Consider the following 16,308-nt stretch of genomic DNA (forward strand, 5'->3'; position numbering starts at 1 on the left):
GAATACAGGATGGGCCTCTCGGCGCCCTGCAATAAGGGCTGAGGCCGGACTAAGTAGCATCATTGAAGGCGGCAACACCAAGCCGAGCACCTGGGCTTGAGTGTTACGCAGAAACGACGCCTGATGAACAGCACAGAAGAGGCCGTATATCCCCCAAGCAAGAACGATACATCCCGGCAAAAAAACGCCGTGACAGATCATCAGCAATGGTTGAAAGCGGCTCGGAGTAGCAGGCAGGACGCAGCACACACATAGAGTTCAAACATGCGCACCATTAAAAAATGGCGGCATGTTTGAACAAGACATATCAGCGCACGCGCTTGAGAAAACCATCGGGGGCAACGGTAATTAGCAATTTGTTTTGCAGCGCGCGGTCAATTTCAAAAACCTGGCCTGCAGGGCTAGCGAGGTATTCGTGCACAGCTGTTTTCGGATTATTTCCAGGCCCCCAAGGGCGATCAGGAAAGAACTCAGCCGGCATGTGCTCGACCACCGTATCAAAGACCACACAATAACTACCGACTGAAGCCAGCGGACCGTAGAGCTCAAGCTCACGCAGCACATGTTCATGAGTGTGGTTGGAGTCGAGAATCACCAGAACGCGCTCAGCAGTGGCCGCTTCGCGACGGACCTGCTCGATGATTTCGTCCGCAACGGATGAGCCCTGGATCAAACTGATACGGGAAGACAATGGATGCTCTTCAATCGCAGCACGGTTGTGCGGGCGGATATCGATGTCGACCCCAACAACACGACGCGGGTCAGCCGTTCGGCCTTCGCACAAGTCCAGCAGCGCCAACAACGAAGCATTGAGAATCAGCGATCCACCGTGGGCGATACCGGTTTCGATGATCAAGTCAGGTTTGATCGTCCAAACAAGCTCCTGCAAAGCCATCACATCCTGCGGGTACTGGATGATTGGCCGGCCGAGCCAGGTGAAGTTGTAGGAATACTGATGACGAAAGCTATGTGCTAGCCACGCGTCCGATTTAGCCTGCAACTCAGCATCTGCACCCGCCGCCGCAACACGCTGGGCTGACTCGTCAGCAAACGCTTGGTGTATTGCTGCAAACTCCTGATTAGCCATGCAATTATTCCTTATTAAATCAATTCATCGCGAAAGATAAGGGCAGGACTGCCCACCTAATTACCCAACCTCAACCACCCGAATCACATCACTTTCAGCAGCAATCATGCCCACACTTGGACTGACTGCCGATAAACCCTCTGCAAGATTCCGCTCAAAACAGCTGCAAGTGGGGAACGGCGACGACAAAAAGCCCTCCCCAATTACGGACGTGAGCTAACTGTTGCGTCACCTCCTCACGCAAATTCCAAGGCAGCAGCAACACATAGTCCGGCTGTTCCTCAGCAATGCGCTCAGGCGCCACAACTGGAATTCGACTACCCGGTAAGAACTTGCCTTGTTTGTGCGGATTGGCATCAGCCACCCATGCCAACAAATCGCTGCGCACGCCGGCGTAATTCAACAGCGTATTGCCTTTGGCCGCTGCGCCATACCCCACTACGCGCTTGCCCTCAGCTTTAGCCTGCAACAGGAAACGCAGCAAGTCGTGCTTGATGCCTTCAGCCGCCGGCGCCAGGCTGGCGTAATAATCCGCCGTGCACACACCGACCTCCTGCTCGCGCCCGAGCAGATCAGCCACGCTGGCTTGCAACGGCCGGCTGCCATCTGCACGCTGCACATAAACCCGCAGAGAGCCGCCATGCGTTGGCAATTCATCGACCGCGAAAACCGCCAGACCATTGCGCGTGCAGAGCGTATCCACCGCTGACAGCGACAGGTAGGAATAGTGTTCGTGATAAAGGGTGTCGAACTGATTGTCAGCCATCAAACGCAACAGATGCGGAAACTCAAAAGTAGCCACACCGTCGATTTTCAGTAATGCAGCAAAGCCACGGAGAAAGTCGTTGATATCCGGCACATGAGCCAGAACGTTGTTGGCCACCATCAGATCGGCTGACCAGCCCTCCTCTGCCAAGAATCTGGCGCTATTTTCCGAGAAGAACAGCTCTCGAATCTCTAGGCCCTTTTCCCTGGCTGCACGAGCGGTGCTAGCAGTGGGCTCAATGCCCAAACAAGGAATGCCCCGCTGCGCCATGTACTGCAGCAGATAGCCATCATTGGCCGCGACCTCAACCACTCGACTCTGCGCCGACAACGCAAAGCGCTCAATCATCTGCTCGACATAGCGCTCGGCATGGCTAAGCCAGGAGCTGGAGTACGAACTGAAATACGCGTATTCCGCATCAAACAGGCTTTCGGCGGCACGGTAGTCTTCGGTCTGCACCAGCCAGCAGTGCTGGCAAACCATAACTTTGAGGGGCACCCATTGTTCGGCCTGGACCAACTGTTCGGCACGCAAATAGGCATTCGACGGCGGCGCCGTACCCAGGTCGATTAGCGGCAAGGACAGCGGTGTGGCGCAACCGCGACAATTCATCGACTCACTCCTTGAAAGTGGTGGTCCAGCAACGGATGGGAAGCATCGCGCGTCGACAGATTAATAATCGGCAACGGCCAAGTGATAGCCAGCCGGGGATCGTCCACAGCCAAACCACCTTCATATTCGGGGTCATAATCAGCACTGTGCAAGTAGAGCAATTGCGCATCGTCGCTGAGTGCCTGGAAACCGTGAGCAAACCCTGGTGGCAGGAGCAAACTGCGGCCGTCACCGGCGACGAGATGCTCAGCATGCCAATGCAAAAATGTTGGCGAGCCTTTACGAATATCCACCGCCACGTCCCACACCGCGCCTTGCATGCACGTGATCAACTTGGCCTCACCCTGCTGGTAATGCAAACCGCGTACGCTGCCTTTTTCACGGGTTACCGAATGATTGATCTGACGGACATGAAATGGCCGGCCAGCCACCTCCAGACTGCCCTCGCAAAACAGTCGGGAAAACCGCCCGCGCGCATCTTCATGCACCTTATGCTGCAAGCAAATTAAACCGAGCAAAGGCAACTCAGTCAGCGCCAACGCACTCATAAAGCACTCCGGTAATCAGTCAACTGCTGCAGCGTCTTGGCCTGCATGTCATCACCGCGCTGCCAGGCCAGGTGCCAGTCAAGGGTGTGCTGCAAACACTGCTCCAGTGACCAACGCGGCTGCCAGCCCAACAATTGGTGAGCGCGACTACTGTCCAGACGAAGCAAACCCGCCTCATGCAGTTCACTGGCCTGAATACGCAGGCCTGGGGCTTGAGGCCAGCGCGCCGCCATGCGCTCCACCACGGAACCGACGCTGCACATATCGCTGTCAGCCGGGCCAAAGTTCCACGGACCGCCTACGACGGGGCCTTGCTGATACAACCCTTGGGCCAACTGCAGATAACCGGCCAAGGGCTCCAGGGCGTGCTGCCAAGGGCGCACCGCCTGCGGGTAACGCAAGGTCACAGGCTCCCCTCGCGTCCAAGAAGACAGTACATCGGGGATCAAACGGTCGGCAGCAAAATCACCACCGCCCAACACATTGCCCGCGCGCGCCGTGGCAATCGCAGTACCGTGTTCGGCATAACGCTGCGGGGCAAAATAGGACGCCGCAAAAGATTGCGCGACCAGTTCGCAGCAAGCCTTGCTGCTGCTGTACGGATCATGACCGCCCAAGGCCTCATTTTCCCGATAGGGCCAGGACCACTCCTGATTGGCGTAAACCTTATCGGTGGTCACCAACACGCACGCACGGACACCGCCCACTTGGCGAGCGGCCTCCAGCACGTGCAGCGTCCCCATCACATTACTGGCATAGGTACCCACAGGATCGCGATAGCCCTCTCGCACCAGAGGTTGCGCCGCCAAATGCAGAATGATTTCCGGACGCACCTCGGCGACCAGCGCCAGCAGCGCAGGGAGATCACGCAAGTCACCTATTCGGCTGTCGATACCGTCGCCGACCCGGGACAACTCGAACAAGCTCGGCGTGGTACTGGGCGGCAAAGCAAAGCCCGTCACCTGAGCGCCCCAACTACGCAACCAGAGTGCCAGCCACCCGCCCTTAAAGCCGGTATGACCGGTCAAGAGCACACGTTTGCCAGCCCAGAACTGCGGATCTAGGACCACGTTTTCCATGGGGCCTCTCCACTTTGCCAGAGCTGCTCGAGATAGTTCATGTCACGCAAGGTATCCATTGGGTGCCAGAACCCTTCGTGTTGAAAAGCATGCAACTGCCCCTCAGCAGCCAGCTGAGCCAATGGCTCCGCCTCCCACGAAGTAGCGTCATCACGAATGTACGGCAGCACTTTGGACGACAAGACAAAGAAGCCGCCATTGATCCAGCCGCCATCGCCACGGGGTTTCTCGGTGAAGCCCAAAACGGCATCGCCATCACGATCCAGGGCGCCATATCGGCCTGGGGGCTGAACCGCCGTCACCGTTGCCAGGCGGCCATGCCGTTCATGGAAGGCGACCAGCGCAGCGATATCCAGGTCTGACACACCATCGCCATAGGTAAAACAAAATGTCTCGTCGTTTTCCAGATAACGGCCTGCACGCTTCAGGCGCCCACCCGTCATGGTCTCTTCGCCGGTATCCACCAGCGTGACCCGCCACGGTTCACTGTAGTTCTGGTGTACTTCCATCTTGTTGTTGCGCATGTCGAAGGTGACATCGGAGGTGTGCAGGAAGTAGTTGGCGAAGAAGTCTTTGATCGCATAGCCCTTGTAGCCCAGGCAAATGACGAAATCCTGGATACCGTGGGCAGAGTACTGCTTCATGATGTGCCAGAGGATTGGCTTGCCACCGATTTCGATCATTGGCTTAGGCTTACGGTGCGACTCCTCGCTAATTCGTGTCCCAAGACCACCCGCCAGAATAATTGCTTTCATTGTTGTTCTCCTTGTTCGCAATAACGCTGCCACATCTGCCGGTAAGTTTGCTCCATACGCCGGGCGAAACCCGCGCCATCGCACAGAGGCGAGCTCCGCATCTGCTCGCGCAATCCCGCTCGGGTCTCCGCCAACGCTGGCACATCCGTTGCCAACGCTACCAGTTTGTCTAGATATTCCTGTTCGCTGTCGGCAATCCATTCATCGCACCCAGCACCGTGTAAAACAGTCGCCCCGACACGCCCCATGGACGGCCGATCACGCAGTGAAATAAACGGCAAACCCATCCATAAGCTCTCGAACAAGGTCGTTCCTGAGTTATGTGGAAAGCAGTCCAGGGCAATATCCATGGCGGCCAACACATCCCATACCGGAGAAGTAAAACCGATCGACAAGCGCGCTGGATCGATACCGTGGGCCACGAATTGCTGTCGGTAGTAGTCGCTGATACTCGCATCCTTGAATGCGCCACTGTCGAGAATCAGGCGCGAATTCGGTACCCGCTTGAGCAACTCGGACCACACGCGAATGACCTTGTGGTTGATACGCACTGGCCGAGTCAGGCTGCCAAACGTGATATAGCCATTGCTGAGCGCAGGCAGAGGCGTCACATCAGGCATCGATGGGTTTGCCTGATAGGCAATTGAGGGCGCCGGCATACGCCACAACGACTCGGCAAACGACGACTCACAGCCCGGCGGCAACATTTGCTCATCGGCCAGAAAGTAGTCCATCTGCTTCAAGCCCGTACCGAAGGCAAACCCCACCCACCAGCAGACCTGCACGGGCGCAGGCTTGAGGGCAAAAACGCCCAGACCATTACCCGCGGTATGGGCAGCCAGGTCGATCAGAATATCGATGCCATCGGCACGCACCTGCTCGGCGACGGCCTGGTCCGCCATCCCCACGCAGTGACGCCAATGATCGGCATAACCGACAAACCGCTCGGTGACCAGGTCTTCACGGCGCACCATGGAATAGACGAAAACCTCAACCTCACGATGATCATGCTGGCTCAGCAACGGCTCAGTGAAATGCACGCCAACATGGTGGCGAAAATCAGGGGTGACATAACCGATGCGCAAACGTCGAGTGGGCGTCTTGTCATTGGCATACGTGAAGTACTGCCGCGGGGCGAAGTAGTCGCGCACAACATCGCGATAGACTCCAAATACCTGCTCACCGCTCCAATCTGCATGGTAGTTGGCAAAGAACAGAATATTGGTGCGCGCCTGAGTGGCATCCAGAACCCCACGAAGCAAATCGATAGCACCATCCAGATTGCCAAAATCAGCCTCGACCCCGGCCAGGTTGATCAATACGGGCCGATACTCTGGACATACTTCGAGCGCCTTCAGGTAAGCCACTTTAGCTTCCTTCAAACGTCGCCCGGCGCTGAGAATATTTCCGTAGTTATTCCACAAGTTCGGTTCCTGTGGATCCAGCGCCAAGCCCACCTGCATGACCTTTTCGGCCTCATCCAAGAGCTGCGCGTCTAGGTAGGTGTTGGCCAGGTTGTTCCAGGCCTTGGCTTGTTCCGGGGCAATGGCGAGGGCACGCATAAAGCACCCTTCGGCTTCGTGCTGACGGCCAACAGCATGATAGACAGAGCCCAGAATATTCCAGCCGGTCTGGTAATCCGGTTTCAACTCCAACCCACGCAGCAGGTAGCCAACCGCCACTTGAGGGGCTTGCTGCTTCTGGTGCCACAGGCCAAGCCAGCAATAGGCCTCGTGATTGCGCTCATCCAACTGCAGGGCTTGCTCGAGGGCGTTTCGTGCTTCCTCGCTGGCCTGCTCCATCATCAGCAAGGCCGTCCCCAACTGCACCCACGCCTGAGGGTTCTGCGGACACACTTGCGGCCAGAGCCGCGCCACCGCCAGCTGTTCGTCAATCCGACGCTCACCGCTCAAAAAGCTCCACAAGCGCTGCCAGGCGAGGTCACATTGCGGATGACTCTGCGTCAGTTCGCGCAGGATCGGCTCAACCTTATCGGCCTCATTGCGCCGGGCATAGCAGGCAGCCAGCACCAATGCAGCCCTCCATTGCATAGCATCCATAGCCAAAACCTGGCCAGCGAGCCGCTGCGCTTTGGCTAAATCGTGGTCCAATTCAAGGTCAGCCAGTGCCGCGAGCAACTCCAGATCATCACTGTCGCGCTCGCTGGCTTGTCGAAGCAGTCCATAGGCCGGTTTACGCTGCCCCAGGTAATAGCGCGCCAGGGCTTCGCCACGCTGGACCTGCGGATCGACGCTATTGAGCTCTTCGGCCAAGGACAAGACGCTTTGCCAGTTTGCTTCAGCCACCGCCTCCAAGAGACGCTGACGAAGTACCTGAAGCGTGTTGTTGGCCAAGCAACATTTTTTGTACTTCAAACCGCTGCCGCACGGGCAAGGATCATTGCGTCCGGGCTCACGCGCTAGTGCCTGACCAATCAACTGCAAGCGCTGGTGCAGTTGCTCGACCAAGCCGCGCGTGGCCAACGCCTCGGCATGTTCAGGATTTAACTCCAGCGCCAGCAGCAACGCTGCATGGGCCGCGGGCCAGTCCTGCAATTGCAGATACGCCTTGGCCAACTGCATGGCATGTTCAGCATGCAGTGGCTCAAGTTCGCAGAGTTTTTCAAAGGCGCGCCGGGCGGTGGCGCCGTCATGGCTGGCCAGGGCGGCTTCGCCGAGCTGAGCCAAGGTCTCGATATCGTCAGGGAGGTAGCGCAACACGCCGTTGCAGCAATTGCGGGTGCGGGTGTAGTCGCCCTCATCAAACCCCAGGCGCACTTGCCTGCGAAAGAAGTCCACCAGCCATTCGGTGTCGATAACCATGCCCTGCTCCGTCAGATTTCCAGCGCTTTGGGCGCTACTGGCAGGAGATTAGCAATTAACACGCCAGCCAAATCAAGCACTTCAGCGCAGTTGGTCAAACAAGTTCAAGCCGGCGATCTTCACATAGCTTTGCTGCGCAGCCTCCAGCACGATGGTCTGGAACGACAAGCGCGACAATGCCTCGGCGTAGTCCAGTTCGCGCAACTCGGCCTGCACAGACTTGTTGACCAAGGTTACGTCTTCGTTGTCGTTCCCAGTCGACTCAACAAGGTTGAGGCGTGCGCCGATCTCAGTTTGCACCTCCAAGACCTGGCCGAGACCGTTATCGAGGTTTTTCAGGGCGATATTCACTTCATCCCTGGTCGCTAGATTGCCGGCCGGCGTGCTCGGGCTCGACTCCAGCGCCTGGCGTAAGCGGGCGATGGTGTTGAGGATGCTGCGCTGCTCCTGAAACTGCGGCTGTACGGCAAAATCGTCGCCCGCATTGGGCGTGCCATTGACCTCCAAGGTCACACCAAAGACATTTACCGTGTCCGGCGGGCCGACAGTGACGGGCGGGCTATCGAGAATCGGATTACCGGCTTTGTAGGGCTGCGAATAGACATCAAAGCTCGCGCCATTGAAGCGCAGCAGTACGCCAGAGGTTGGGAAGCGGGCATCAAACTGAGCCTGATCGGCCGGTGTGGTAATTGTCCCGTTACCGACCACCGCTGCCGAGGTATTGGCCGACGAGCGGGTCACGGCAAAATCGGTCGGCGTGGTCTGCAGAGTAAAGCTGTGGGTATTGGGCCCAGGCGTGCCAGGCGTGGCGGTATCGGCCAGCAAGCTGTCCAGATTGAGGTCGTTATCGCCCGGTTGCAGCACCACATCCAGCTGAAAACGCATGCCACGAAAATTGATCACGTTGCCACTGCTGGTGTCCGGGTCGATAACCCCGCCCCCGGTAATTTCCGCGGTCACATCGGTGTTGGCGCTGTCGTACAGGCGAAACTCCGTGCCACTGACGAACTCCAGCCGATAAGGCTCGCCCGCACGAAAACTGCTGTTGAACGCATCATTGTCATCGATCAGACCCGGCGACATGAAAATCCGCTGCGGCGTTGGCGCTGCTGGCGTCAATAATTCGCTGTCGACACGGTCCGCATTAATCGCCGACTCAAACAAACGCCGACCGTTGTCGTTGATCGCCACATTGGTCGAGCTGGCCACCTGCACACTGCGCTGCCCTTCGTCACCCTGATAGGAATAGGTGTTGTCCGGATTGCGCACAAAAGGCTCGGTCTTGCCCAGGAACCCGGAAAACAGGTATTCACCACGGGCATTACGGCTGTTCATCAGGCTGAGCAGCTCGTTTTCGCGCTCGCCCAGCTCCTTGGCGATCGACTTGCGATCGGCCGCCGAGAGTGCGCCGCCGCCGGCCTGCACCGTCAGTTCGCGAATCCGCTGCAATACGTTGACGGTGGAGGTCAGGGTGGTTTCTTCCTGCGCCAGGCTGTTCTTGGCCGCCGTCAGGTTGTCCTTGTATTGACCCAGCACCGCCTGCTGTTGATCGAGCTGCAACAGGCGCACCGAGGCCACCGGGTCATCGGCCGGGGTGAGGATGCGGTTGCCGCTGCTGATCTGCTCCTGGGTCCGGGTCACGTTGGCATAGTTGCGCTGCAGCCCACTGACGCCATTGTTGAACGACTGGACGGATGAAATGCGCATGACCATAGCATTGACCTCTTAATCCGCGGGCGTCTGGCCCACAGCACCCTCAACCGAAGGCGATAATCATCAGAACGTATTTATCAGCGTATCAAACAGGGTACGGGCCACCTGGATGATTTGTGCCGATGCCTGGTAATACTGTTGAAACTGGATCAACTTGGCCGCCTCTTCATCGAGGTTGACCGCCGATACCGAATCCCTGTTATTGGTCGCCTGCTTGAGAATTGAGCCGGTCGCCTCACCATCGACTCGCGCCTGACTGGTCAAGGTTCCGACCCGCTCGACCAGATCACCATAAGCATCGGTAAAGCTGGCCCCGGTGGTGGTAGGGCTTAGCAGGTCCACACCGACCGTACTCTTGTTTTGCAGATCGGCCAGTTTCAAGGCATTGCGGTTATCCGAAACACCATTGGTGTTGAACGCCACGGTGAAATTGTCACCCGCTGCCGGGCGCCCACTGATAGTCAACTCAAAGTCAAAGCTGCTGGCGATAACAGGAGGACCGGCCGAGGCCGGCACTGTCAGCGTCAACTTGTTGTTCTGCCCCGGCACAATGCTGCCGCTCGCAATCGAGGTGCCATTGATATCCAGCACATCGTAGGTTTGCGTGGCACCACCCGCGGCGCCCATGACAACTCGCAACGGCGGCGCATTGCGCAGGCTGGCTTGCAGGTTCGCCTGAGCTGTCGCGTCGTAAATATCGATCTCCGTCACGAGACTCGGCTGGCTGACGATTCCGGTGCCAATGTTGGCGGGGCTTTTATCAACCTTTAAGGGCGCGGCAAAAGCCAACTCATCGGCCTTCTGCAGATCAGCGCGTATGTCACTGCCGCCATTACGGGTTGGCATCACCAGAAAGCGATCACCCGCAGCAAAGGTGCCACTGGCGACATTCAGCGAGAAGCCGTCAATCTCGGTGGCCGGCGGCACACCGGTAATATCCAGCGGACCGAAGCTGGTGCTGTCGGAGATGCGACGTACGGTGTAGTTGGTCGCATCGATAAAGGTGACTTCATAGTCGCTGGTGGTCAGCTGAGTGCTGTCCTCAATCATGACGTTGAGGTTGGCAGTGGAATCGCTATTGCCGAGCCGTGCCAGGCTGCGCTGAGCAATGCTGTCAGCGTCATTGATATTGCGAAACAAGCCGGCACCGAAATTACCTTTCAGGTCCAGGCCCTGCCCCAACTGAGTATTGACCTGGTCAGCCACCGACAGCGCTAGCCGACCTACCGAGTTCAAGGTCACGTCCAATACATCTTCGCGGTAGCGAATCAGCCCGCCCATCTCGCCGCCGGTGATCAGGGTAGTAATCCCCTGGCGAGAGTTGCCGCTGACAAACTGCACCTCACTGCGCAGCGGGTCAGCGGTACCAGCAACCACCTCTAAACGGGACGCCGTACTGCCCACTACCAGTGGCTGGCCAGAGCCGATAAACAGGTTAAGGCTGTTGCCATCCTGGGGTACGACAGTGACGCCGATGAATTCGGAGAGTTTGCGCACCGCCTCTTCACGGGCATCGAGCAGGTCATTGGGCTGCTGACCATTGGAGGCCGCGACAGCGATCGCCTCGTTGTAACCGGCAATCGAGGTGGCTAACTGATTAACTTGCTCACTGACCGCCGACAGTTGCTTGTTAATAAAGCCATTTTGCTCATACAAGCGGTCGTAAACGGTGTTAAACCGCTTGGCCACACCCTCGGCTTCCGACAGCACCAGCTGCCGGGCGGGGATATTGGCTGGATCTTCGGCCGCGGTTTGCAATGAAGAGAACAGCCGCTGCAGACCCGGGGTAATACCAGTAGTACTGCCCGCCAGCAGCGAGTCCAACTGATTGATCTGGCTGAGATAACTTTCCACGTCCTTGTTCAAGGCCGTGCTGCTACGAACCTGAGTGCTGAGAAAGTCGTTATAAATGCGCCGCACATCCACCAAGGAGGTGCCTGAACCAATATAACCCGCACCACTGAACTGAGGCGTGCGCGTGGCTTGCACGGTTTCCTGCCGCGAGAAGCCGGGCGTATTGACGTTGGCGATGTTATGGCCGGTGACCGACAGCGACGTCTTGTTCGCTGACAGCCCCGACAGGCCAATATTAAGTAAGTCCGCCATAGCTCAGCCTCAGGTCCTGGTGGTTGCCGTATCGGCCGCTGCGACGGCTTGATAGGTCTGCATTTGCCGGGCGATCTGGGCGATTTTGTTGGCGTACTGAGGGTCGGTGGCATAACCGGCACGTTGCAGTTCACTGACAAAACGCTTGGGGTTAGCAGCTGAATCCAGTGCGTCGTCGTAGCGCTCGTTGTTCTGCAGAAAGTTCACGTAATCGTTGAAGCTTTGCTCGAACGAGCCATAGGCGCGAAACGACGCCGACTCTTTGACCTGCTTGCCATCCACATATTCAGTGGTCAGCACCCGCGCCGAATCACCCTGCCAATCGGCGGCCTTGATACCGAACAGGTTGTGGCTGCTGGAACCATCCTGCTGGCGAATGATTGATTTGCCCCAGCCGGTTTCCAGGGCGGCCTGGGCCACCAGGTAACGCGCATCCACACCGATTTTCTCCGCCGCACTCTGGGCCATCGGCAGCATGGTGGCGACAAATTCCTCAGGGGAGCTGAACGCCGCCTTGCCCGGCGCCAAGGGTGGCTGGGCCAGACGGCGACCGGTGATGGCATCGCTATCGGCAATCGACAGTGACTTGTCGGCGGGCGCGGGGTAGCTCTTCGCCGCCAGCCAGTTCTGCGGCGCCTGAGCCTGCGCTTCGCTGCCACCGGCCGGTACGATGCCCGCCAGCAGACGATCCGCCAGGCGCGGCGGCAAGGAGATACGGCGCTGGTTGAGCAGCTTGGAGTCATCACGCACAACGGGCTCGCCAGCTGCCGGCTCAATCGCTGCTGTGACGCCGCTGCTGGCGGCTACTTGGGCAAAGGGGTTGGGCCGACTGCTGCCGGCGCCATGCAAGGTTTTCGACAGCTGGCGCTCCAGCACATCGGCCAGGCCTACGCCGTTCTGCTTGGACATGGTGATGGCCAACTGCTGGTCGTGCATGTCCTGGTAGGTTTTGCTTTCGTTGCTGTTCATGAAGTTGCCTTCGGCGAACACCGCGTTCGCCGCGCGCATGGCCTTCATCATTTCATTCAGAAACAGCGACTCGAACTCCTGCGCCACCTTGTGCACATTGGCTTCGCTGTCGCGATTCTTGCCGACCTTGAGCTGATTTAGACGATTGAGGTCGGTCGCGGCCCCCGAGTCGTGGGCGACGCCAATACCTGCGCTGAGTCGAGAGTTCATAGTCGCACCTCAAATCACAATCAGATCGGCTTGCAGCGCGCCGGCCTGTTTCAGGGCTTCGAGAATCGCCATCAAGTCACTCGGCGAGGCGCCCACTTGGTTAACCGCCCGCACAATTTCATCCAGTGAGGTGCCGGGGCCGAACTTGAACATGGGTTTGTTTTCCTGATCGGCACTGACCTTCGACTTAGGCACCACCACCGTCTCGCCACCGGCCAACGCATTGGGCTGGCTGACAATCGGATCTTCGGTAATGGTCACGGTCAGGCTGCCGTGGGTCACCGCCGCCGGCTGCACTTTCACGTTCTGACCGATAACGATGGTGCCGGTGCGGGCATTGATGATGACCTTGGCCACAGCTTGCCCGGCTTCCACTTCAAGGTTTTCCAGGATCGACAGGTAGTCGACCCGCTGACCCGGATCCAGCGGCGCACTGACCCGCACCGAGCCCGCATCCAGAGCCTGTGCCACGCCTGGACCGAGCAGTTCGTTGATTTTGTCGACAATTCGCTTGGCTGTGGTGAAGTCGGCACGATTGAGGTTCAGGGTCAGGGTATTGCCCTGATCGAAACCACTCGGCACCGGCCGCTCAACGGTGGCGCCACCGGGAATGCGTCCGGAGGATGGCACATTGACGGTGATTTTCGAGCCGTCGCCACCCTCGGCGTCAAACCCACCGACCACCAAGCTACCTTGGGCGATGGCGTAGACGTTGCCATCGATACCTTTCAGCGGAGCCATCAACAGGCTGCCACCGCGCAGACTCTTGGCGTTACCGATGGAGTTCACGGTCACATCGATACTCTGCCCCGGCTTGGCAAACGCCGGCAGGTCGGCATACAAGGCCACCGCCGCAACGTTTTTCAGCTGCACGTTGCCCCCCCCGGCCGGCACCTTGATGCCGAACTGGGCGAGCATGTTGTTGAAGGTCTGCAGGGTGAACGGCGTTTGGGTGGTCTGGTCACCAGAACCATTCAAGCCCACCACCAGGCCGTAGCCAATCAACTGGTTGGCCCGCACGCCCTGGATGCTGGCGAGGTCTTTCAAGCGCTCGGCCTGCACGGCACTGGCGGCCAGCAGCAGGCAAAAGCAGGCGATCAATCGGTTCATGTGCGGCACCTTAAAACGGCCACAGCGGGCTGATAAAGAAACGATCAAACCAACCCGGCTGGCTGGCATCGGCAAAGGTGCCGGTACCGGAATAGGTAATGCGCGCATCCGCAACTCGCGTCGACGCTACTGTGTTGTCGGTGGCCACGTCGTCGGGACGGATCAGGCCGGCAATGCGCACCAGCTCGTCACCGGTATTGAGGGTCAGCCACTTCTCGCCGCGCACCGACAAAATGCCGTTGGGCAAGACTTCGGCCACCGTCACGGTGATCGAGCCGGTCAAGCTGTTGCTTTGCCCCGCCTGGCTGTCGCCCTTGGTGTCACGGGAGCCGGAGTAGCCAACATCCAGGTTCAGGTTGGCGCCCGTCAGTGGGTTAAGACCGGAATCGGGGTTATCCACTGATACCGCCGAGCCAAACAGCGAGGTCAAACCCATCTTCGCGGTGCTGTCCTTGGCAATTTGCGAGTTGGCTTTTTTGCTCGCCTGGGTTCTTTCATTCAGGGTGATGGTGATGATGTCCCCCACCCGATACGCCTTACGGTCGTCGTAGAGGTTGTTGCCGAACCCTGGCTGATAGATCGCGCCATTGTTCTGCGCCGCCGGCAAGGGCGTGCGCGGTAGCACGGGCGAGAAGTACGGGTCATTCGGCTTGGCCGCTGGCGCCACGCAACCATTCAGCGCCAGAGCGCTAAACAGCGAGCAAACAATCATTAGCCGGTTCATACCTACTACCTCACGGCGCGCTGCAACTGGAGTGGGGTCAAACAGCGACCACCACCCGCGAATTAAAGATTCTGGGTAATAAAGGAGAGCATCTGGTCGGCCGTCGAGATGACCTTGGAGTTCATCTCGTAGGCGCGCTGGGTGGTGATCATGTTGACCAACTCCTCCACCACGCTGACGTTGGAGTTCTCCAGGGTGTTCTGCAGCACCGTGCCCAAGCCGGTCAAACCTGGCGTACCCACCTGCGGCGCGCCGCTGGAACCGGTTTCGAGAAACAGGTTATTGCCGATCGCCTGCAAACCCGCGGGGTTGACGAAGTCGGCGGTCTGGATGTTGCCGATCACCTGCGGAGCAGGATCACCGCTGACGGTCACTGACACGGTACCGTCTTCGCCGACGGTGAAGGTCTGCACTTCAGCGGGCAGGACGATGGCTGGCTCCAGGGAATAGCCCTGGGAAGTCACCAACTGGCCATTGGAATCCAGGTGAAAACTGCCGTCACGGGTGTAAGAGACCGTACCGTCGGGCTGCAAAATCTGGAAAAAACCGCGGCCATTCACGGCCATATCCAACGGCTGCTCGGTGGTCTGCAGGCTGCCCTCGGTGAACATCTTCGAGGTACCGACAATGCGCACACCGGTACCCAGCTGCAAGCCGGTGGGCAACTGACTGTCCTGACTGGACTGCGCGCCAGGCTGGCGGCGAATCTGATAAAGCAGGTCTTGGAACTCAGCCCGATCGCGTTTGAAGCCGGTGGTCGAAACGTTGGCCAGGTTGTTGGAAATGGTCGTCAGGTTCATGTCCTGTGCGGACAACCCGGTTTTACTGACCCACAGAGCCGGAAGCATGATGATTCTCCTCGAGCGCCGGAATCATGGCGCTACGCCTTGGTAATTAGGTGAATTGCAAAACGCGCGCCATCGCCGTGTCGTTGTCTTCGGCGGTGCGCATCATCTTCACGTGCAACTCAAACTGGCGGGACAGGGACAGAATCGCCGTCATTTCCTCCACCGCATTGACGTTGCTGGCCTGCAAGAACCCCGAACTGACCTGCACATTGGCGTCCGCCTGCACCTGGCCCGTGCCTTTGAAGTGGATCATGCCGTCCGTTTGCTTCTCCAGCTGCGCCGGATCCGGCCGAACCAGCTTGAGACGATCGACCTCGGCGATCACGCTCGGCCCCTCACCCAAGGCGCGAATACTGATGGTGCCGTCCTTGCCGATTTCGATCTTCTGCTCCGGTGGCACGGAAATCGGCCCACCATTGCCGATCACCGGCAAGCCACTGCCGGTACGCAACATACCCAACGCATCGACCTTGAGGCTGGCGCTGCGCACGTAGGCCTCCCCGCCATCAGGCGACTGCACCGCCAGCCAACCATCACCCTCGACGGCGACGTCCAGTTCATTGCCGGTTTCTTGAAGCGAGCCAGGAGTAAAGTCGGTACCCGGACGCTCGCTCATCGCGTAGACCCGAGACGGATGAACCTCACCGAACAACGGCATGGAACGCGCCTGCTCCAGATCACGCTGAAAGCCATTGGTCGAGACGTTGGCCAGATTGTTGGCATGGGCGCGCTGGGCCAGGGTGTTCTGGCTGGCGCCGGTCATGGCGACATACAACATCTTGTCCATGGCATTGCTCCGCAGTATGGGCTGAGAGGGCCAGATGCTTGACGCAAAACCCTCAATTACCTACTGCACAGCAAACGGCGTGCCACGCCCAAAAAATGAACATAACCACTTGATAATCAATATTTTTTAAAATTAAAAAAGCCCCATACAGGGGCTTTAGGATGAGCATGAC

The 16,308-nt window shown here is 58.4% G+C and carries 13 protein-coding genes; all 13 read right to left on the reverse strand.

The features are described from left to right. Positions 1 to 307: 307 nt before the first annotated feature. Positions 308 to 1,087, reverse strand: a complete 780-nt coding sequence (locus tag AC56DI_RS01225) for a cephalosporin hydroxylase family protein (RefSeq protein ID WP_496344572.1) — start codon at positions 1,085 to 1,087, stop codon at positions 308 to 310. Between the two features lie 154 nt (positions 1,088 to 1,241). Beyond that, positions 1,242 to 2,465, reverse strand: a complete 1,224-nt coding sequence (locus AC56DI_RS01230; protein ID WP_496344573.1) for a methyltransferase domain-containing protein — start codon at positions 2,463 to 2,465, stop codon at positions 1,242 to 1,244. After that, on the reverse strand, positions 2,462 to 3,013 hold the full coding sequence (locus AC56DI_RS01235; protein ID WP_496344574.1) for a dTDP-4-dehydrorhamnose 3,5-epimerase family protein: 552 nt from the start codon (positions 3,011 to 3,013) through the stop codon (positions 2,462 to 2,464). The genes AC56DI_RS01230 and AC56DI_RS01235 overlap by 4 nt, the downstream gene beginning before the upstream one ends. Continuing rightward, positions 3,010 to 4,092 (reverse strand): CDP-glucose 4,6-dehydratase, encoded by a 1,083-nt coding sequence (gene rfbG / locus AC56DI_RS01240; protein WP_496344575.1) that lies wholly within the window; start codon positions 4,090 to 4,092, stop codon positions 3,010 to 3,012. Before rfbG ends, AC56DI_RS01235 begins: the two co-directional genes overlap by 4 nt. Next, a complete protein-coding gene (rfbF, locus tag AC56DI_RS01245) occupies positions 4,074 to 4,847 on the reverse strand; it encodes a glucose-1-phosphate cytidylyltransferase (RefSeq protein WP_496344576.1) in 774 nt (257 codons plus the stop codon). The genes rfbG and rfbF overlap by 19 nt, the downstream gene beginning before the upstream one ends. Next, positions 4,844 to 7,669, reverse strand: coding sequence for a tetratricopeptide repeat protein (locus tag AC56DI_RS01250; protein WP_496344577.1), 2,826 nt, complete (start codon positions 7,667 to 7,669; stop codon positions 4,844 to 4,846). The genes rfbF and AC56DI_RS01250 overlap by 4 nt, the downstream gene beginning before the upstream one ends. Positions 7,670 to 7,750: 81 nt before the next feature. Next, positions 7,751 to 9,376, reverse strand: a complete 1,626-nt coding sequence (locus AC56DI_RS01255; RefSeq protein WP_496344578.1) for a flagellar hook-associated protein 3 — start codon at positions 9,374 to 9,376, stop codon at positions 7,751 to 7,753. A 69-nt stretch (positions 9,377 to 9,445) separates the two neighbouring features. Further along, positions 9,446 to 11,488, reverse strand: coding sequence for a flagellar hook-associated protein FlgK (flgK, locus tag AC56DI_RS01260; protein ID WP_496344579.1), 2,043 nt, complete (start codon positions 11,486 to 11,488; stop codon positions 9,446 to 9,448). 9 nt (positions 11,489 to 11,497) lie between these two features. Then, positions 11,498 to 12,667 (reverse strand): flagellar assembly peptidoglycan hydrolase FlgJ, encoded by a 1,170-nt coding sequence (flgJ, locus tag AC56DI_RS01265; RefSeq protein WP_496344580.1) that lies wholly within the window; start codon positions 12,665 to 12,667, stop codon positions 11,498 to 11,500. A gap of 9 nt (positions 12,668 to 12,676) precedes the next feature. Next, positions 12,677 to 13,777 carry a flagellar basal body P-ring protein FlgI gene (locus AC56DI_RS01270; RefSeq protein ID WP_496344581.1) on the reverse strand — a complete coding sequence of 367 codons (1,101 nt, stop codon included), beginning with the start codon at positions 13,775 to 13,777 and terminating at the stop codon, positions 12,677 to 12,679. 10 nt (positions 13,778 to 13,787) lie between these two features. After that, entirely contained in the window at positions 13,788 to 14,501 is a 714-nt protein-coding gene (flgH, locus tag AC56DI_RS01275) for a flagellar basal body L-ring protein FlgH (protein WP_496344582.1), read from the reverse strand. A gap of 62 nt (positions 14,502 to 14,563) precedes the next feature. After that, complete coding sequence (gene flgG / locus AC56DI_RS01280; protein ID WP_496344583.1) at positions 14,564 to 15,349, reverse strand: flagellar basal-body rod protein FlgG; 786 nt, start codon at positions 15,347 to 15,349, stop codon at positions 14,564 to 14,566. Positions 15,350 to 15,395: 46 nt separating this feature from the next. Next, positions 15,396 to 16,136 carry a flagellar basal body rod protein FlgF gene (locus tag AC56DI_RS01285; RefSeq protein ID WP_496344584.1) on the reverse strand — a complete coding sequence of 247 codons (741 nt, stop codon included), beginning with the start codon at positions 16,134 to 16,136 and terminating at the stop codon, positions 15,396 to 15,398. Positions 16,137 to 16,308: the final 172 nt, after the last annotated feature.

The organism is Pseudomonas sp. BGA-UO-ETr-WB11, assembly GCF_059567785.1.